Genomic DNA, 15,794 nt, shown 5'->3' on the forward strand with positions numbered 1-15,794 from the left:
GAGGAAGGCGTGTGCGGTTTCGCCCGTATCCCGCGTCCAACCCACTGGAACAGATCACGTTCATGATTTCACGCAAACGGTGAAGCGCAGTTTGGAAGGTGCCTGCGGATGATCAATTGGGTGCGGGTCGCTCTTTGCGGCATGCTGCTCGTCATGGTCTCGCTGGTGCTGATGCCGGTCCAGATCCTTTGTCTCTGGCTCGATCTGAAACCGCGGCGCTGGCTGCCGCGTCACTGGCATCGCGTCGCCTGCCTGCTGCTCGGCCTGCGCGTCCGCGTCCATGGCGAGCTCGACCGCCGGCGTCCCTTGCTCCTCAGCGCCAATCACGTCTCCTGGAAGGACATCCTGGTGCTTTCCTCCGTGGCGGACGTCGTTTTCGTTGCCAAGTCGGACGTCAAGAGCTGGCCGGTATTCGGGCTTCTCGCCCGCCTTCAGGCATCGGTTTTCGTGGAACGCGAGCAGAAGCGCACGACCGGTCACCAGGTCAATGACATCGGGCGGCGGCTCGCCGATGGGGAAATCGTCGTGCTCTTCCCGGAAGGAACGACCTCCGACGGCAACCGGCTGCTCGACATCAAGACCTCGCTGTTCGGCGCGGCCGCTTCGGCGGTTCCGCAGTCGCCGACCGGCGTGGTTCATGTCCAGCCGCTGGCGATTTCCTACACCGGCATCCACGGCATGCCGATGGGTCGCTATCATCGGCCGATCGCCGCATGGCCGGGCGACATCGGTCTGGTGCCGCACCTTCTCGGAGTGCTCAGAGAGGGAGCCCTGGAGGTCGATGTCGATTTTGGCGAGGCGGTGGATTATGACCGGCACGCGAACCGCAAGGAAGTGAGCCGCCTCATCGAGCAGCGGATCCGCAAAATGCTGGCGGATCGGCTGCGAGGGCGTTCCCGATCCGCCGCGAAGATCGAGCCGGCTGCCGCGCTCTCTGTGGCGCCGGACGTTCCGTCGGACGCGCGAAGGTCGCGGTAGCACTCTCAAATGCCTCAATCCGGGATCACCCTGAAAGGGTGACCGGTCGCGGCTCGCGCCGTGCCGGCCCGAAAATGCTTCAACTTTGGGGCGCTATGCACTAAAGAACCCGCATGACCCAGGAAACCGCTCTTCTGTCGACGTCGCCCGAGGCGGGCGACCTGAACGTTCCGGCGCGCAAGGTCTTCGTCAAGACCTATGGCTGTCAGATGAACGTCTATGACTCCGACCGCATGTCGGATGCGCTCTCGCGCGACGGCTATGTTGCGACCGATGTCCTGGAAGACGCCGATTTCGTGCTGCTCAACACCTGTCATATCCGCGAAAAGGCTGCCGAGAAGGTCTATTCCGAGCTCGGTCGCCTGCGCGAACTGAAGAAGGCCAAGGCGCGCGAGGGCCGCGAGATGCTGATCGGCGTGGCCGGCTGCGTGGCCCAGGCGGAGGGCGACGAGATTCTCCGTCGCGTCCCGGCGGTCGATCTCGTCATTGGCCCTCAGACCTATCATCGCCTTCCCGAGGCGCTGAAGCGGGCTCGCGCCGGCCAGCGTATCGTGGAAACGGACTATGCCATCGAGGACAAGTTCGTCCATCTGCCCGCGCCCGATAAGGCCAAGACACGTGCGCGGGGCGTCACGGCTTTCCTGACCGTCCAGGAAGGCTGCGACAAGTTCTGCACTTTCTGCGTGGTACCCTACACGCGCGGCTCGGAAGTCTCGCGCCCGGTGTCACAGATCGTGGCGGAGGCGGAGAAGCTCGTCGAGGGCGGCGTGCGCGAAATCACCCTGCTCGGACAGAATGTCAACGCCTGGCACGGCGAGGGTCCGCATGGGCGCGAATGGAGCCTTGGCGACCTCTTGCGGCGCCTCGGCGAAATCGATGGCCTTGCACGCCTGCGCTATACCACCAGCCATCCGCGCGACATGGACGACAGCCTCATAGAGGCGCACCGGTCGATGGCGAAGCTGATGCCCTATCTGCACCTGCCGGTCCAGTCGGGCTCCGACCGTATCCTGAAGGCGATGAACCGGCGCCACACGGCTGCCGAATACCTGGCGCTCGTCGAGCGCATTCGTGCGGCGCAGCCCGACCTGGCGCTTTCGGGCGATTTCATCGTCGGCTTTCCCGGCGAGACCGATCAGGACTTCGAGGATACCCTTCGGCTTGTCGAGGAAGTGAACTATGCACAGGCTTTCTCGTTTAAGTATTCGACGCGTCCCGGAACGCCGGGCGCCGAGCTCAAGGAACAGGTTCCCGAGGACGTGAAGGCCAAGCGTTTGGAAATATTGCAGGCTTTGCTCGTAAAGCAGCAGCGCGGTTTCGCCGAGGCCTGTGTGGGTCGGGAGATCGACCTGCTCCTGGAGAAGCCGGGCCGCATGCCGGGGCAGCTCGTCGGCCGGTCGCCGTGGCTGCAGCCCGTGAATGTTGATGCAAAAGCATCGCAAATCGGTGACATTATCAGAGTGCGAATCACCAAGGCCGGGCCGAACAGCCTGTTTGCCGAGATGATCGGGGAATCGGACGCGAGGAGCTGACCGCTTGAACGGACACGAACTGATTTCTTCCTCATCTCGCCAGTCGAAGACATCCGCGACGGACGCCAATCACTTCGTGCTCACCTTCGAGAACAACCGCTTTGCGAGCGAGCTCTTCGGTCAGTTCGACCAGAATCTGAAATTGCTGGAAGAGCGATTGCGCATCGACGCCCGGCCGCGGGGAAACTCCGTCGCCATCTCCGGTGACGTCGTCGCAACCAATCAGGCGCGCCGTGCCCTCGACTATCTCTACGGAAGGCTGCAGAGTGGCGCTTCGATCGATACATCCGATGTCGAAGGTGCGATCCGCATGGCGGTCGCCGCCGACGATCAGCTACAGTTGCCGACGATGGAGCGCAAAGCCAAATTGACAATGGCGCAGATTTCGACGCGCAAGAAGACAATCGCTGCGCGCACGCCGATGCAGGATTCCTATATCCGCGCCATGGAGCGGGCCGAGCTCGTCTTCGGCGTCGGTCCTGCGGGCACGGGCAAGACCTATCTCGCCGTCGCCCATGCCGCCCAGCTCCTGGAGCGTGGCGCGGTCGACCGGATCATCCTCTCGCGTCCGGCTGTAGAGGCGGGCGAGCGTCTCGGATTCCTGCCCGGCGACATGAAGGAGAAGGTCGATCCCTATTTGCGTCCGCTCTATGACGCGCTGTACGACATGATGCCGGGCGACAAGGTCGAGCGGGCAATCACCGCGGGGGTCATCGAGATCGCGCCGCTCGCCTTCATGCGCGGGCGCACGCTTGCCAATGCCGCCGTGATCCTCGACGAGGCGCAGAACACGACGTCGATGCAGATGAAGATGTTCCTGACCCGTCTCGGCGAGAACGGCCGGATGATCGTCACCGGCGATCCGAGTCAGGTCGACCTGCCGCGCGGCGTAAAGTCAGGGCTCGTGGAGGCGCTGCATATACTCAAGGGCGTGGAGGGCGTCTCGGTGATCCGCTTCAAGGATGCCGACGTCGTCCGTCATCCTCTGGTGGCGCGGATCGTCAGGGCCTATGACAGCCAGACGGCGGTTCACGACGAGAGCGAGCAGAACGATCGCTGAGGCGGCCGCGTTTATCATGACGGCATTGGACATTCAGATCAGCGTCGAGGCAGGAGACTGGCCGCCCGAAGACGAGCTTCGGTCTTTTTGCGAGCGTGTTCTCGAGGCAGCGGCCGATTTTCTCGCGCGTGAGGAGAAGCAGCCGCTGCCGGCACAGGCGGCGGAACTGTCGCTGGTCTTCACCGACGATCAGTCGATCAGGACGATCAACGCGGAGTGGCGAGGTCAGGACAAGGCGACGAATGTTCTGTCCTTTCCCGCTTTTCCGGTGACGCCGGGCAGGATGCCGGGGCCGATGCTCGGCGACATCGTGGTCGCCCATGAGACGCTCAGGCGGGAGGCGGTGGAGCTCGAAAAGCCCTTCGACGCCCATTTGACGCATCTTCTCGTTCATGGATTCCTGCATCTTTTCGGGTATGATCATATCGAAGACGACGAAGCGGAGAGAATGGAGGGGTTGGAGACTCGCATTTTGGCGCGTCTTGGCCTATCTGATCCCTACGGGGACCAACCCCCGCATTGACAGTTTGGAACGATGAGCGACTTCAAGACACAGCCGGCCGCTGTCGCGACCGAGGAGGCGGAAGCCTCCGGCGACACCGAGGCCGGTAGTAGTACCGCCGCCCGATTCGAGGGCAGCAAATCCACATCATCATTTTGGAGCCGTGCCGCGCGTCTGTTGCGCGGTGTGAGCCCGTCGAGCCTGCGCGAGGATCTCGCCGATGCGCTCATGACGGACGCCGAAGGCAATGCGGCTTTCTCGCCCGAAGAGCGGGCGATGCTCAACAACATCCTCCGCTTCCGCGAGGTTCGGGTCGAGGACGTGATGGTTCCGCGAGCCGACATCGAAGCGGTGGACCAGAATATCACCATAGGCGAGCTCATGGTGCTCTTCGAGGAGTCGGGACGCTCGCGCATGCCGGTTTACAGCGAGGGGCTCGACGACCCTCGCGGCATGGTGCACATCCGTGACCTTCTTGCCTATGTGACCAAGCAGGCGCGCAACCGCCGCCGCAACGGCAAAGCCCATGCGGCGACGACGGCGAACGGCGACAAGCCCGAAAGGGCGCCCCGGCAGCTGAAGGCAGGCTTCGATCTTTCTCGCGTCGATCTCGACAAGACGGTGGAGGAGGCGGGGATCGTCCGGCAGCTCCTGTTCGTGCCGCCGTCGATGCTCGCCTCGGATCTCATGCAGCGCATGCAGGCCGCGCGCATCCAGATGGCACTCGTCATCGATGAATACGGCGGAACGGACGGTCTCGTATCACTCGAGGACATCGTCGAAATGGTGGTCGGCGACATCGAGGACGAGCATGACGACGAGGAAGTGATGTTCGCGCGCAGCTCGGACGACGTCTTCGTCGCCGACGCCCGGGTGGAGCTCGAGGAGATCGCCGAGGCGGTCGGACCGGACTTCGACGTACGCGAGCAACTCGAGGATGTCGATACGCTGGGCGGACTCGTCTTCGCATCGCTCGGCCGGATTCCTGTCCGCGGCGAGGTGGTGCAGGCGATTCCCGGCTTCGAATTCCAGATTCTCGATGCCGATCCGCGTCGCGTCAAACGCGTCAGGATCATGCGCAAGCGTCCGCCGTCACGCCGCCGCCTGCCGAAGGTCGAGAAGGAGCCGTTGCCCGATGCGTTCACCACGGCCGGCCCCACTGGGGCGGGTGTCCAGCCCCCGTCCTCGTTCGAATAGGGCCGGCTCGCCGTCGCCTTGAGAGGGGACAAGCAGCCACTTTTTTGGAAGACTGCCGCCGATTGATTCGGTCGTGCTGCGTGTGTCCTTGAATCCTCGAGGACAGGGTCCCGCGCAAGGTCTCCCCCACGTCCGGCGCCGACGGGAGGTTCAATGGAAAGACTGGCAGGCAGAATCATACTTCTCTCGGGCGTGTCCCGAACATTCGTCGGCTTTCTCGCCGGCCTTCTGGCGGTGCTTGCCCAGCCGCCTTTCGGCATTTTCGCGGCGGCTTTCGTCTCCTTTCCCGTCCTTGTCTGGCTGATCGACGGGGTGGCGCCCGACCCCGGCGACGGCGTGCTGCGGCGGCTGATGCCGCCCGCGGCGATCGGCTGGTCCTTCGGTTTCGGTTATTTCCTGGGTGGTCTCTGGTGGCTGGGCAATGCGCTTCTGGTCGAGGCGGACGCGTTCGCCTGGGCGCTGCCGCTCACCGTCGTCGGCCTCCCGGCCGTTCTGGGGCTCTTTTACGCGCTGGCGGTCGTCATTGCCCGCAGCCTCTGGTCGGACGGCTGGGGCCGGATCGCCGCCCTCGCGCTCGGCTTCGGCATCGCCGAATGGCTGCGCGGCTTTCTCTTTACCGGCTTCCCTTGGAATGCCATCGGCTATGCGGCCATGCCGATGCCCTTGATGATGCAGTCCGCCAGCGTCGTCAATCTTTCGACGATCAACATGCTGGCCGTTTTCGTCTTCGCCGCGCCGGCTCTGATCTGGACGGGCAAGGGCGCGCGCGCCGGTCTCGCCATCGCCGCAGCGCTCTTTGTGGCGCATGTCGCTTTCGGCTTTTACCGGCTCGCCCAGCCGGCACCGGTGCCGCTCCAGCCGGAGATGACCGTCCGCGTCGTCCAGCCGGTGATCGACCAGGCCAAGAAGCTCGACGACCGGGAGCGTGCGTCGATTTTCGAGGACCATCTCTCGCTGACGGCCGCCCCGGTCCAGGATGGCGCCAAACGGCCGGACATCGTCGTCTGGCCGGAAACGTCGATCCCTTTCATCCTCACCGACAATCCCGACGCCCTGGCGCGGATCGCCGACGTTCTCCAGGACGGGCAAGTTCTCGTCGCCGGCGCCGTCAGGGTCGAGGATGCCGGTGCCGGACTGCCGCCGCGCTATTACAATTCGGTCTATGTCATCGACGATCGAGGGCAGATCGTCGGTGCGGCGGACAAGGTGCATCTGGTGCCTTTCGGTGAATACCTCCCGTTCGAGGATCTGCTGACCTCCTGGGGCCTGAGCTCCGTCGCGGCCTCGATGCCGGGCGGTTTCTCGGCGGCCAGCACCCGCCCAATGCTGACCTTGCCGGGCGGCCGGCGGATCTATCCGATGATCTGTTACGAGGCGATCTTCGCCGACGAGGTGGACGGCAATGCCCGGCTCGCAGACGCGCTCCTCAACATCACCAACGACGCCTGGTTCGGCGATACCCCCGGCCCGCGCCAGCATTTCCATCAGGCGCAGCTCCGCGCGGTCGAAACCGGAACTCCGATGATTCGTGCCGCGAATACTGGTATTTCAGCAGTTGTTGATGCACGTGGTGTTTTAGTGCTAGTATTGGGCTACAATTACAGGGGGGTTCTAGACACAATTCTGCCGGGAAAACTGCCTACGCTCACAAATGTCGCAACGCGCAGCCAAATTTTCTGGCTGACGATGGGAATTCTATTTCTGGTTGCAGTAATATCGCGCTTAGGTTTTAATATTGGGAAGAATTGACGTAAAACCCCTAAAATTGCATAGTGTATTTCGCCATCAACCTTTGCCTGCCGCCGAGCGTGACAGGGTTGCCGCGGCGCATATTTTGCAACGCGGGGTTGCTGGTAACGTAAACAGCGTGTTTAGGAAGGCGAATATGATCGAGAATAAGAAGAAACCGAACCCGATCGACATTCATGTCGGTAGCAGGATTCGCCTTCGTCGGACGATGCTTGGCATGAGCCAGGAGAAGCTCGGCGAGAGTCTGGGGATTACCTTCCAGCAGATTCAGAAGTACGAAAAAGGCACGAACCGCGTCGGCGCGAGCCGGCTGCAGAACATTTCGCAGATACTCAACGTGCCGGTGTCGTTCTTCTTCGAGGATGCTCCGGGCGATGGCGGCGGCACCGGGCCGGGGATGGCCGAGGCGTCGAGCTCCAACTACGTCGTCGATTTCCTGTCCTCCTCGGAAGGGCTGCAGCTCAACCGCGCCTTCGTGAAAATTTCCGACCCGAAGGTCCGGCGCAAGCTGGTAGACCTCGTTAAAGCACTGGCCGCCGAGGCGGAGAGCGAATAGGCGGCAAGTCGCCCGGCACGAAAGAAGCGGCATCAAGCCGCTTTTTTCGTATGGAGACTGCTGTCCGAGCTCCAACCCTGCCGATAAGGACGGCGGCGCTTCGAGGCTGCGCATCCGACATGGCGCGCTGGCCGGCGGCTCACTCCCGAGAGCGAAAATTTTCCCTCAATTCTGCATTTTCGTGAAAGCGGAACGTCGTGGCGATGCCGATATAAAGATATATTTATGTCGTTGTGTGCTTGTTTTTCACCGGCAAAACCACTAAACGTTTGACCGCTTCTTTCATTGAGGGGACTTCCCGCATGCGCGCAAACTACCTGTTCACAAGTGAATCCGTAGCCGAAGGTCATCCGGACAAAGTGTGTGACCGTATCTCCGACGAAATCGTGGATCTGGTCTACCGCGAAGCCGCAAAGACCGGCGTCGATCCGTGGACTGTGCGCATCGCCTGTGAGACGCTGGCGACGACCAATCGTGTGGTCATCGCCGGAGAGGTCAGGCTGCCGCCGAGCCTTCTCAAGAAAGACAAGAACGGCGTCGACGTCATCAATCCCTCGAAGTTCAAGTCGGCGGCCCGCAAGGCGATCCGCGACATCGGCTATGAGCAGGACGGCTTCCATTGGAAGACCGCGAAAATCGACGTTCTTCTGCACTTCCAGTCCGCACACATCGCGCAGGGCGTGGACAATGCCGCCGACAAGCAGGGCGAAGAAGGCGCGGGCGACCAGGGAATCATGTTCGGCTATGCCTGCCGCGAGACCGCCGAGCTCATGCCGGCGCCGATCTACTATTCGCACCGCATCCTCAATCTGCTCGCCGCGGCCCGCAAGAAGGGCGAAGGCGAAGTCGCCAAGCTTGGTCCGGACGCCAAGAGCCAGGTGACCGTGCGGTACGTCGACGGCAAGCCGGCCGAGGCCACCTCGATCGTTCTTTCCACCCAGCATCTCGACGAGAGCTGGGATTCGACCAAGGTCCGCTCCGTGGTCGAACCCTATATCCGTGAGGCGCTCGGGGACCTGAAGATCGCCGACGACTGCACCTGGTACATCAATCCTACCGGCAAGTTCGTCATCGGCGGACCGGACGGCGACGCGGGCCTTACCGGCCGCAAGATCATCGTCGACACCTATGGCGGCGCAGCTCCGCATGGCGGCGGTGCCTTCTCCGGCAAGGACACGACCAAGGTCGACCGCTCGGCCGCCTATGCGGCCCGCTACCTTGCCAAGAACGTCGTAGCGGCGGGCCTTGCCGAGCGCTGCACCATCCAGCTTTCCTACGCGATCGGCGTAGCCCAGCCGCTGTCGATCTATGTCGATCTGCACGGCACCGGAAAGGTCTCGGAAGATCAGGTGGAGAGCGCCATCCGCAAGACGATGGACCTGTCGCCGACGGGCATCCGCCGCCATCTCGACCTCAACCGGCCGATCTATGCCAAGACCTCCGCCTACGGCCATTTCGGCCGCAAGGCCGGCCGCGACGGTTCCTTCTCCTGGGAGAAGCTCGACCTGGTCAAGCCGCTGAAAGAGGCGATCGAGAGCGACTCGTCGTCCGTCAACGGAAGAGCGGCGAGCCGCGCGGCGTAAGCCCTGCCCGCGAGGCAGCTTCGGAAGAAGCCGCGTATTGAAGATATCGCAGCCGCCTGTTATCAGCCGTGGCAACAGTCAGGCGGGCGCTCCGGAGAGGAGCGTCCGCCTCCTTCATTGTGATTTCGGGCTTGGCTCGATCGGAAATCATGGATGCGGAGCTGGATGAGGAAAACGATGTGCGTCCTCTACCCGCAGCCTGCTTCATCTATGGGAAGAACGACATGACCGAAACGCGCGGTGCCAGAGCAACGGAGGCTTTCTTCGGCCGCCGCAAGGGCAAGCCCTTGCGGGAGCGGCAGGCGGCCCATCTCGAACACCTGCTGCCCCTTTTGAAGCTCGACCTCGGGAAGCCGGCACCGGCCGATCTGACGGCGCTTTTTCCCGAGCCCGTCGAAAGAATCCGCCTGGAGATAGGCTTCGGCGGCGGAGAGCACCTGATCCACCGTGCTGCGGAAGACCCGGCGACCGGCTTTATCGGGGTGGAGCCCTTCGTCAATTCGATGGCGAAGCTGCTCGGGCAGATCGAGGCGAAGGCGATCAGGAACGTCCGCCTCTACGACGACGACGCGACGCAGGTGCTGGATTGGCTGCCGGCGGCATCCGTCGACCAGATCGACCTGCTTTATCCCGATCCATGGCCGAAGCGAAAGCATTGGAAGCGGCGTTTCGTCTCCGCGGTCAATCTCGACCGCTTCGCACGCATCCTGAAGCCGGGCGGCGTCTTCTGCTTTGCCTCGGACATCGACAGCTATATCAACTGGACGCTCATCCATTGCCGCGACCACGCGGCTTTCGAATGGACGGCGGAGACAGCGGCCGACTGGCTGACGCCTTTCGCCGGATGGCCGAGCACGCGCTACGAAGCCAAGGCCCGCCGGGAAGGGCGCAGTTCGGCCTATCTGACCTTTCGGCGTAGGTGAACCGGGCGTCTGGAGTTTGGCCCCTCAGCCGGCCTGCCGGCCACCTTCTCCCGCGCGCGGGGCGAAGGGGGTTCGCGGCCGCTGCTTAAGTCCCCTCTCCGTCTGCGAGGAGAGGGGCAATTCTTACCCGCTCAATGCAAAGTGACGGTGCGAAGGTCGTCTTCCGCCGCCTTGAAGAAGGTGCTGGAGCGGTTGTCCGTCAGCAGGATAGGCGTTCCATCGGCGCCGAACAGGGCCCACAGATCGATTCCAGGCCCCATCTCGGGCGCTTCCGGAAAGCAACGGGAGACCTCCTCAGAACGCATCTTGCGGATATAGCCGACCTCGCCTGCGCCAAGATGCGCAAGGTCGTTCTTCGACAGCGATGTGTTGATGGCTTTCAGTCCCATGGTCATGCTCCGTGGTCGCCGGCGCAGGAAAAAATCTCGCCGGTTATCCTATTCTGGGACCGAAATATTAATTTTCTTTACCATACGGGCGGGCTCGGGGCGCACCAGGTCCACCGCAAGGAGGCCGTTGCGCAATTCCGCGCCGAGAACCTGCATTCCATCGGCCAGCACGAAGGTCCGCTGGAACTGCCGGGCGGCGATGCCCCGATGCAGATATTCCCTTTCGCCGGTCTCGATTTGACGGCCGCGGATCACGAGCTGGTTTTCCTCGGTCGTCACGTCGAGGTCTTCCTCCGAGAAGCCCGCCACCGCGAGCGTTATGCGCAGGCGTTCCGGCGCGTCGGCGGCAGAATCGCCGCGAATTCGCTCTATATTGTAGGGAGGATAGCCGTCATTGCCCTTCGCGATGCGCTCAAGGGTCTTTTCCATGCTGTCGAAACCCACCAGAAGCGGGCTCGTAAAAGGCGTTATTCTGCTCATTCTCCAAGCCCTTGCAGCTCAAGCGACCATGTGTCGGACCTGCCAAGCAGCATCCTGCCTGCAATATGGTGGCTGTGTGCAGTGAGTGCAAGCGGCTTGCCTCCGCAGGCCACGCAAATCATAGTCTCTGACTTGAGAGCGACGGTCCTGCAGGGAGATGAGAAGTGTCAAGCGCAAGAAAAATCATCATCGACACGGATCCGGGCCAGGACGACGCGGCGGCAATCATGCTGGCCCTCGGCAGCCCGGAGGAAATCGAGGTCCTCGGCATCACCGCGGTTGCCGGCAATGTCCCGCTGACATTGACGGCCCGCAACGCCCGCATCGTCTGCGAGCTCTGCAACAGGACCGACGTGAAGATCTTCGCAGGTGCCGAGCGGCCGGTCGCCCGCCCGCTCGTCACGGCCGAGCACGTGCACGGGAAGACGGGGCTCGATGGCCCTGCGCTCGACGAGCCGACGATGCCGCTTCAAGAGCAGCACGCCGTCGACTTCATCGTCGAAACGCTGCGTGCGGAGGCGCCGGGCGCCGTGACGCTTTGTACGCTCGGACCGCTGACGAATATCGCGCTGGCCTTGACGAAAGCTCCGGAAATCGCGCCTTCGATACGCGAGCTCGTGATGATGGGCGGCGGCTTCTTCGAGGGCGGCAACATAACGCCTGCGGCGGAATTCAACATCTATGTCGATCCGGAGGCAGCCGAGATCGTCTTCCGCTCCGGCATCCCGATCGTGATGATGCCCCTCGATGTCACCCATCGCGTTCTGACACGGAAGGTTCGCGTGGAGAAAATCCGCGCGATCGGCAACCCGGCGGCAGCGGCCCTTGCCGAGATGCTGGAATTTTTCGAGCGTTTCGACATCGAGAAATACGGCACCGACGGCGGGCCGCTGCACGATCCGACCGTGATCGCCTATATCCTGCGGCCGGAGCTATTCACAGGGCGGGACTGCAACGTCGAGATCGAAACGGCGTCTCCGCTCACCACGGGCATGACCGTGGTCGACTGGTGGCAGGTCACCGGCCGGGCGCACAACGCCAAGGTCATGCGGCACATCGACGACGAGGGCTTCTTCGAGCTCTTGATCGAGCGGTTGGCCCGTCTCTGAGAGCCATGTACGCCTTGCCTGGAAAAGAAGACGGCGCCCGATGAGGATCGGACGCCGTCTTGCAGCCGGTGCGGGCCGCGATCAGAATTCTTCCCAGTTGTCCTGCGCGAGCGCATTGGCGCCGGATGTTTTGGCAAGCACCTTTTGAGTCGAACTCGAGTAGGCGGCACTGCGCGGCGCCTGGGCGGGACGATTTTCCGCGGGGGCAGCCGCACGCATCCGCTCGGCCGTACCGCGCAGCATTTCGGCCGGGGCCTGGGCCTGAACGCCCTGCGGGGCGATCTGGAAACGGGCGACCAGCGCGCTTAAGGCGCGAGCCTCGTCGTTCAGCGCCATGCTGGCGGCCGTCGTCTCTTCCACCATGGCAGCGTTTTGCTGTGTCACCTGGTCCATCTGATTGACGGCGGAATTGATCTCCTTGAGGCCCACCGCCTGTTCCGAGGCGGAGCTTGAGATCTGGCGGATAAGCCCGTTGATCTGCACCACCTGCTCGGCGATCTTCTCGAGCGCGCCGCCTGCCTTGCCCACGAGGTCGACGCCCTCGCGAACCTGGCCCGCCGATGTGTTGATCAGCGTCTTGATTTCCTTTGCGGCATTGGCAGAGCGCTGCGCGAGTTCGCGGACCTCCTGTGCGACGACCGCGAAGCCCTTGCCGGCGTCGCCGGCGCGGGCGGCCTCGACCCCGGCATTGAGCGCCAGAAGGTTGGTCTGGAAGGCGATTTCATCGATGACGCCGATGATCCGGCTGACTTCATGCGACGACTGCTCGATGCCATTCATCGCGGCGATCGCCTTCTGCACCACCTCGCCGGACTGTTCCGCGTCGCTGCTTGCGACCTCGACGGATTTCGCGGCGACCTTGGCGTTTTCGGCGCTGGCGTTCACCTGCGAGGTCAGTTCGTCAAGCGCGGCCGCGGTCTCCTCGAGACTTGCTGCCTGCTGTTCCGTCCGATGCGACAGGTCGTTGGCGGCACCTGAGATCTCGCTGGTGCCGCTGCCGATATTGACGACCGAGTGGTTGACGGTGCGGATCGTCTCTTCGAGGCTCTCCATCGTCGCGTTGAAATCGCGTTTCAGCTGGGCGTATTCGCCGGGGAAGTCGCCGGTAAGGCGGAAGGCGAGGTCGCCGGCGGAGAGATGCGACAGGGCCTTGCCGAGACGTGCGACGATGTCGCGCTGCAGAGCGCTGGCCTCGCTGCGTTCGTTTTCCGAACGTCCGCGTTCGAGTTCGGCCTGCTCTCTCTCGTGACGTGCCTCGCTTTCGAGCCGCCTGTTGTCGGCGAGCTGGTGACGGAAGCCCTCGAGCGACCTGGCGACGGCGCCTGTCTCGTCGGAGCGTTCCTGACCGGAAATCGGCCGGGTATATTCTCCGTTGCTGAGCGTCTCGACGTCGCCCACGAGGCCGGCAAGCGGCTTCTGGACGAAGCGGCGAACGGCGAAATAGAGGCCGGCGAGCACCGCGCCGAGGACTATCAGACCGCCGACGATCATCATATAGGTCTGATCGCGCACCGGCGCATTGATGGCTGAGCGCGGAACATCGACCAGAACCAGCCATTGCGCACTCACGTCGGGCAGGCTGAAAGGATAGACCACACGGTCGAAAGGCTCGTTACCGTCGTAAGTCAGGTTCTCGATCATGCGGGGCGTGCCGGCGGAAAGGGCGTCTTTCACCAACTCGGCGCCTTCGCCGTCATATTCCTTCATCAGCAGTTCGGGGATAGGTGCGGCGAGCCATTTGCCGCTCTGCGACAGCAAGTAGACCCGGCCGGATCCGAAAGGCTTGACCGCCGAGAGACGGTCCGCGAGTGCGGCGAGCGAAATATCGACACCCGAAACGCCGATCATTCTGCCGTTCGACATCACGGGATAGGCGATCGACGTCATCGTGGTCGGGACATCGGTGCCCTCGGCGAGATATGGCTGGGTGATGGCGCCCTTGCCGCTTTTCGCCGCGAGGCCGTACCACTCGGCCGCATAATCGGCCTTGAACGTCGAGAGCTGGATATTTCCGTTGCGGTCCTTGGACCAATAGGGCGTGAACGCACCGTCGGCATTGCCGCCAAGTTCCGTGTTGTCGATGACGTCCTTCCCGTCATAGGCCTTGGGCTCTTCGGCGAACCAGCTGCCGAAGGCAAAGCCATGCTGCTCCAGGTTGGCCTTCAGGAGATTGATTGCGCCTGCACGGTCGGTGGACTGCCCGGCATGGCCGCGCCCGAGAACGCCCGACATGGTCCGCGCGGCGGCGGCAAGTTCGCCGACGCTTCCCGCGATGTCGGCCGCGATCGCCCGCGCTTCCGTCTTCGCGCCGTCGAAGACCAGCGTTTCGACACGATCCCGCGTCTGGGAGATAAGCACGTAATTCGACGCGAGCAGCACGAGGGCGATCGTGCCTCCCGTCACCGCGATCAATTTTGTCGCCAGCGATCTGGCTTGGAACTTGAACATGAAATCCTCACGCACTGAGAGGTCCGCAGGTGCTGAACCCGCGGCGCGACATATTCGGAACTGTGGGTGAAGCTCCCTCATGGAGCGCCAGATGCCGACCGGCATGGAGGAGCGGCCGAACCGGAGTTGGCCTTCTCGCTGACCTGATTAGACGATCAAAGATTAAAATACGGCCAACGCCGCACCTGATTCCGGGTTCAAGCGGCAGGATTTGCGCGTCGGCCTTGCCGGCGGGCGCTTATCTCACGGTATTTCAGCGCGTTTCAATGTTTCATGGAAACACTGAAACAGTCTGAACCTGTGCGCTTCCGGACGGAAAACGGTGGCACACTTTCCTGCAAGGTGCGCTAGAGCCGGGCGGCGACCTCGGCGGCAAGCGGTATCGAGGGCTGCGCGCCGGGCTTGAGGCAGGCCAGCGATCCCGCAACGGCGGCGCGGCGGAGCGCTTCTGAAAATGCGAGGCCGGCGTCGAGGCCGGCGGCGAGATAGCCGCAGAAGGTATCTCCGGCACCGACCGTATCGACGGGCTCGATCGTGAGCCCCTTCGCGCGATGGAGTTCGCCTTCGTGAATCGCCACCACGCCCTCAGCGCCAAGCGTTACGATCACGGTCTGGCGGGTCTCGGCGTGCAGCCCCTTCATAGCCTCTTCCCGCTCGGCGCCGGCGATGCCCGCTTTGCCGGCGAGCAGCTCGAACTCGGTCTCGTTGGCAATGACGATATCGGCCATGCGGCCGAGGCGCGCCGCATCCGGCGTCAGCGGCGCGATGTTGATGATCGATCGGACGCCGCGCCGTTTTGCTTCGGAGAGTGCCTTTTCCACCGAGGCAGCTGGAATTTCGAGCTGGAGCATCAGCGTGTCGGCAGCAGACATTCTTGCAACAGCGTTCACGGCGTCGTCCTCGCTCACGCGTGCGTTGGCGCTGGCGACCACAACGATGACGTTTTCGCCGTCGCCGCCGACGATGATGTGTGCCGTGCCGGTCGGCTCGCCGACGGTCTTCGTCAGATCGAGATCGGTGCCGGCCTCCTTGAGCAGCGCCAGCGCGCCCTCGGCGAAGGCGTCGGAGCCGACGGCACCTGCCATGCGCACCGAGGCGCCGGCGCGGCGCGCCGCGAGCGCCTGGTTTGCGCCCTTGCCACCCGCCGCAGTGGAAAAGTCCATTCCGGCAACAGTTTCGCCGGGCTTCGGAAGGCGTGCGGTGGTGGCGATCAGATCCATGTTGATGGATCCAAAAACAGTGATCATGTGGAGGCGTCCCGTCGGCTTCTTTGTTTTTCGCCTGTCGT

14 protein-coding genes are annotated in these 15,794 nt (G+C 63.1%); 10 read left to right on the plus strand and 4 right to left on the minus strand.

Annotated elements, in window-relative coordinates; genetic code table 11:
* The first annotated feature begins 108 nt into the window (after window positions 1-108).
* The 9 genes from olsA to trmB all read left to right on the plus strand — a co-directional run bounded on the left by olsA (window position 109) and on the right by trmB (window position 10,080).
* Entirely contained in the window at window positions 109-978 is an 870-nt protein-coding gene (gene olsA / locus CN933_RS14675) for a lyso-ornithine lipid O-acyltransferase (RefSeq protein WP_018094009.1), read from the plus strand.
* A gap of 113 nt (window positions 979-1,091) precedes the next feature.
* Window positions 1,092-2,510: a tRNA (N6-isopentenyl adenosine(37)-C2)-methylthiotransferase MiaB gene (gene miaB / locus CN933_RS14680; protein WP_018094010.1), complete on the plus strand. Its 1,419-nt coding sequence runs from the start codon at window positions 1,092-1,094 to the stop codon at window positions 2,508-2,510.
* 4 nt (window positions 2,511-2,514) lie between these two features.
* A complete protein-coding gene (locus CN933_RS14685) occupies window positions 2,515-3,570 on the plus strand; it encodes a PhoH family protein (protein WP_018094011.1) in 1,056 nt (351 codons plus the stop codon).
* Between the two features lie 16 nt (window positions 3,571-3,586).
* Entirely contained in the window at window positions 3,587-4,093 is a 507-nt protein-coding gene (ybeY, locus tag CN933_RS14690) for an rRNA maturation RNase YbeY (RefSeq protein WP_018094012.1), read from the plus strand.
* A gap of 12 nt (window positions 4,094-4,105) precedes the next feature.
* A complete protein-coding gene (locus CN933_RS14695; protein ID WP_018094013.1) occupies window positions 4,106-5,269 on the plus strand; it encodes a hemolysin family protein in 1,164 nt (387 codons plus the stop codon).
* Between the two features lie 153 nt (window positions 5,270-5,422).
* Window positions 5,423-7,018 carry an apolipoprotein N-acyltransferase gene (lnt, locus tag CN933_RS14700; protein ID WP_018094014.1) on the plus strand — a complete coding sequence of 532 codons (1,596 nt, stop codon included), beginning with the start codon at window positions 5,423-5,425 and terminating at the stop codon, window positions 7,016-7,018.
* Between the two features lie 136 nt (window positions 7,019-7,154).
* The gene (locus CN933_RS14705) at window positions 7,155-7,574 is read left to right on the plus strand and encodes a helix-turn-helix domain-containing protein (RefSeq protein WP_003527670.1); all 420 of its coding nucleotides are present in this window, start codon (window positions 7,155-7,157) and stop codon (window positions 7,572-7,574) included.
* 302 nt (window positions 7,575-7,876) lie between these two features.
* On the plus strand, window positions 7,877-9,157 hold the full coding sequence (gene metK, locus CN933_RS14710) for a methionine adenosyltransferase (RefSeq protein WP_100669750.1): 1,281 nt from the start codon (window positions 7,877-7,879) through the stop codon (window positions 9,155-9,157).
* A gap of 224 nt (window positions 9,158-9,381) precedes the next feature.
* Window positions 9,382-10,080, plus strand: a complete 699-nt coding sequence (gene trmB / locus CN933_RS14715; protein WP_026168515.1) for a tRNA (guanine(46)-N(7))-methyltransferase TrmB — start codon at window positions 9,382-9,384, stop codon at window positions 10,078-10,080.
* A gap of 131 nt (window positions 10,081-10,211) precedes the next feature.
* On the opposite strand, the gene CN933_RS14720 is transcribed toward trmB, so the two are convergent.
* Entirely contained in the window at window positions 10,212-10,469 is a 258-nt protein-coding gene (locus CN933_RS14720; RefSeq protein WP_018094016.1) for a BQ00720 family protein, read from the minus strand.
* A gap of 48 nt (window positions 10,470-10,517) precedes the next feature.
* Window positions 10,518-10,949: an Hsp20 family protein gene (locus CN933_RS14725; RefSeq protein ID WP_018094017.1), complete on the minus strand. Its 432-nt coding sequence runs from the start codon at window positions 10,947-10,949 to the stop codon at window positions 10,518-10,520.
* A gap of 164 nt (window positions 10,950-11,113) precedes the next feature.
* Here CN933_RS14725 and CN933_RS14730 point away from each other — a divergent pair, with 164 nt between their 5' ends.
* The gene (locus CN933_RS14730) at window positions 11,114-12,058 is read left to right on the plus strand and encodes a nucleoside hydrolase (protein WP_018094018.1); all 945 of its coding nucleotides are present in this window, start codon (window positions 11,114-11,116) and stop codon (window positions 12,056-12,058) included.
* An 81-nt stretch (window positions 12,059-12,139) separates the two neighbouring features.
* On the opposite strand, the gene CN933_RS14735 is transcribed toward CN933_RS14730, so the two are convergent.
* Complete coding sequence (locus CN933_RS14735) at window positions 12,140-14,506, minus strand: methyl-accepting chemotaxis protein (RefSeq protein WP_018094019.1); 2,367 nt, start codon at window positions 14,504-14,506, stop codon at window positions 12,140-12,142.
* Window positions 14,507-14,853: 347 nt separating this feature from the next.
* The gene (locus CN933_RS14740) at window positions 14,854-15,753 is read right to left on the minus strand and encodes a ribokinase (protein ID WP_018094020.1); all 900 of its coding nucleotides are present in this window, start codon (window positions 15,751-15,753) and stop codon (window positions 14,854-14,856) included.
* Between the last annotated feature and the right edge of the window lie 41 nt (window positions 15,754-15,794).

It is taken from the genome of Sinorhizobium sp. M4_45, from assembly GCF_002885915.1.
GTDB classification, from domain to species: domain Bacteria; phylum Pseudomonadota; class Alphaproteobacteria; order Rhizobiales; family Rhizobiaceae; genus Sinorhizobium; species Sinorhizobium meliloti_A.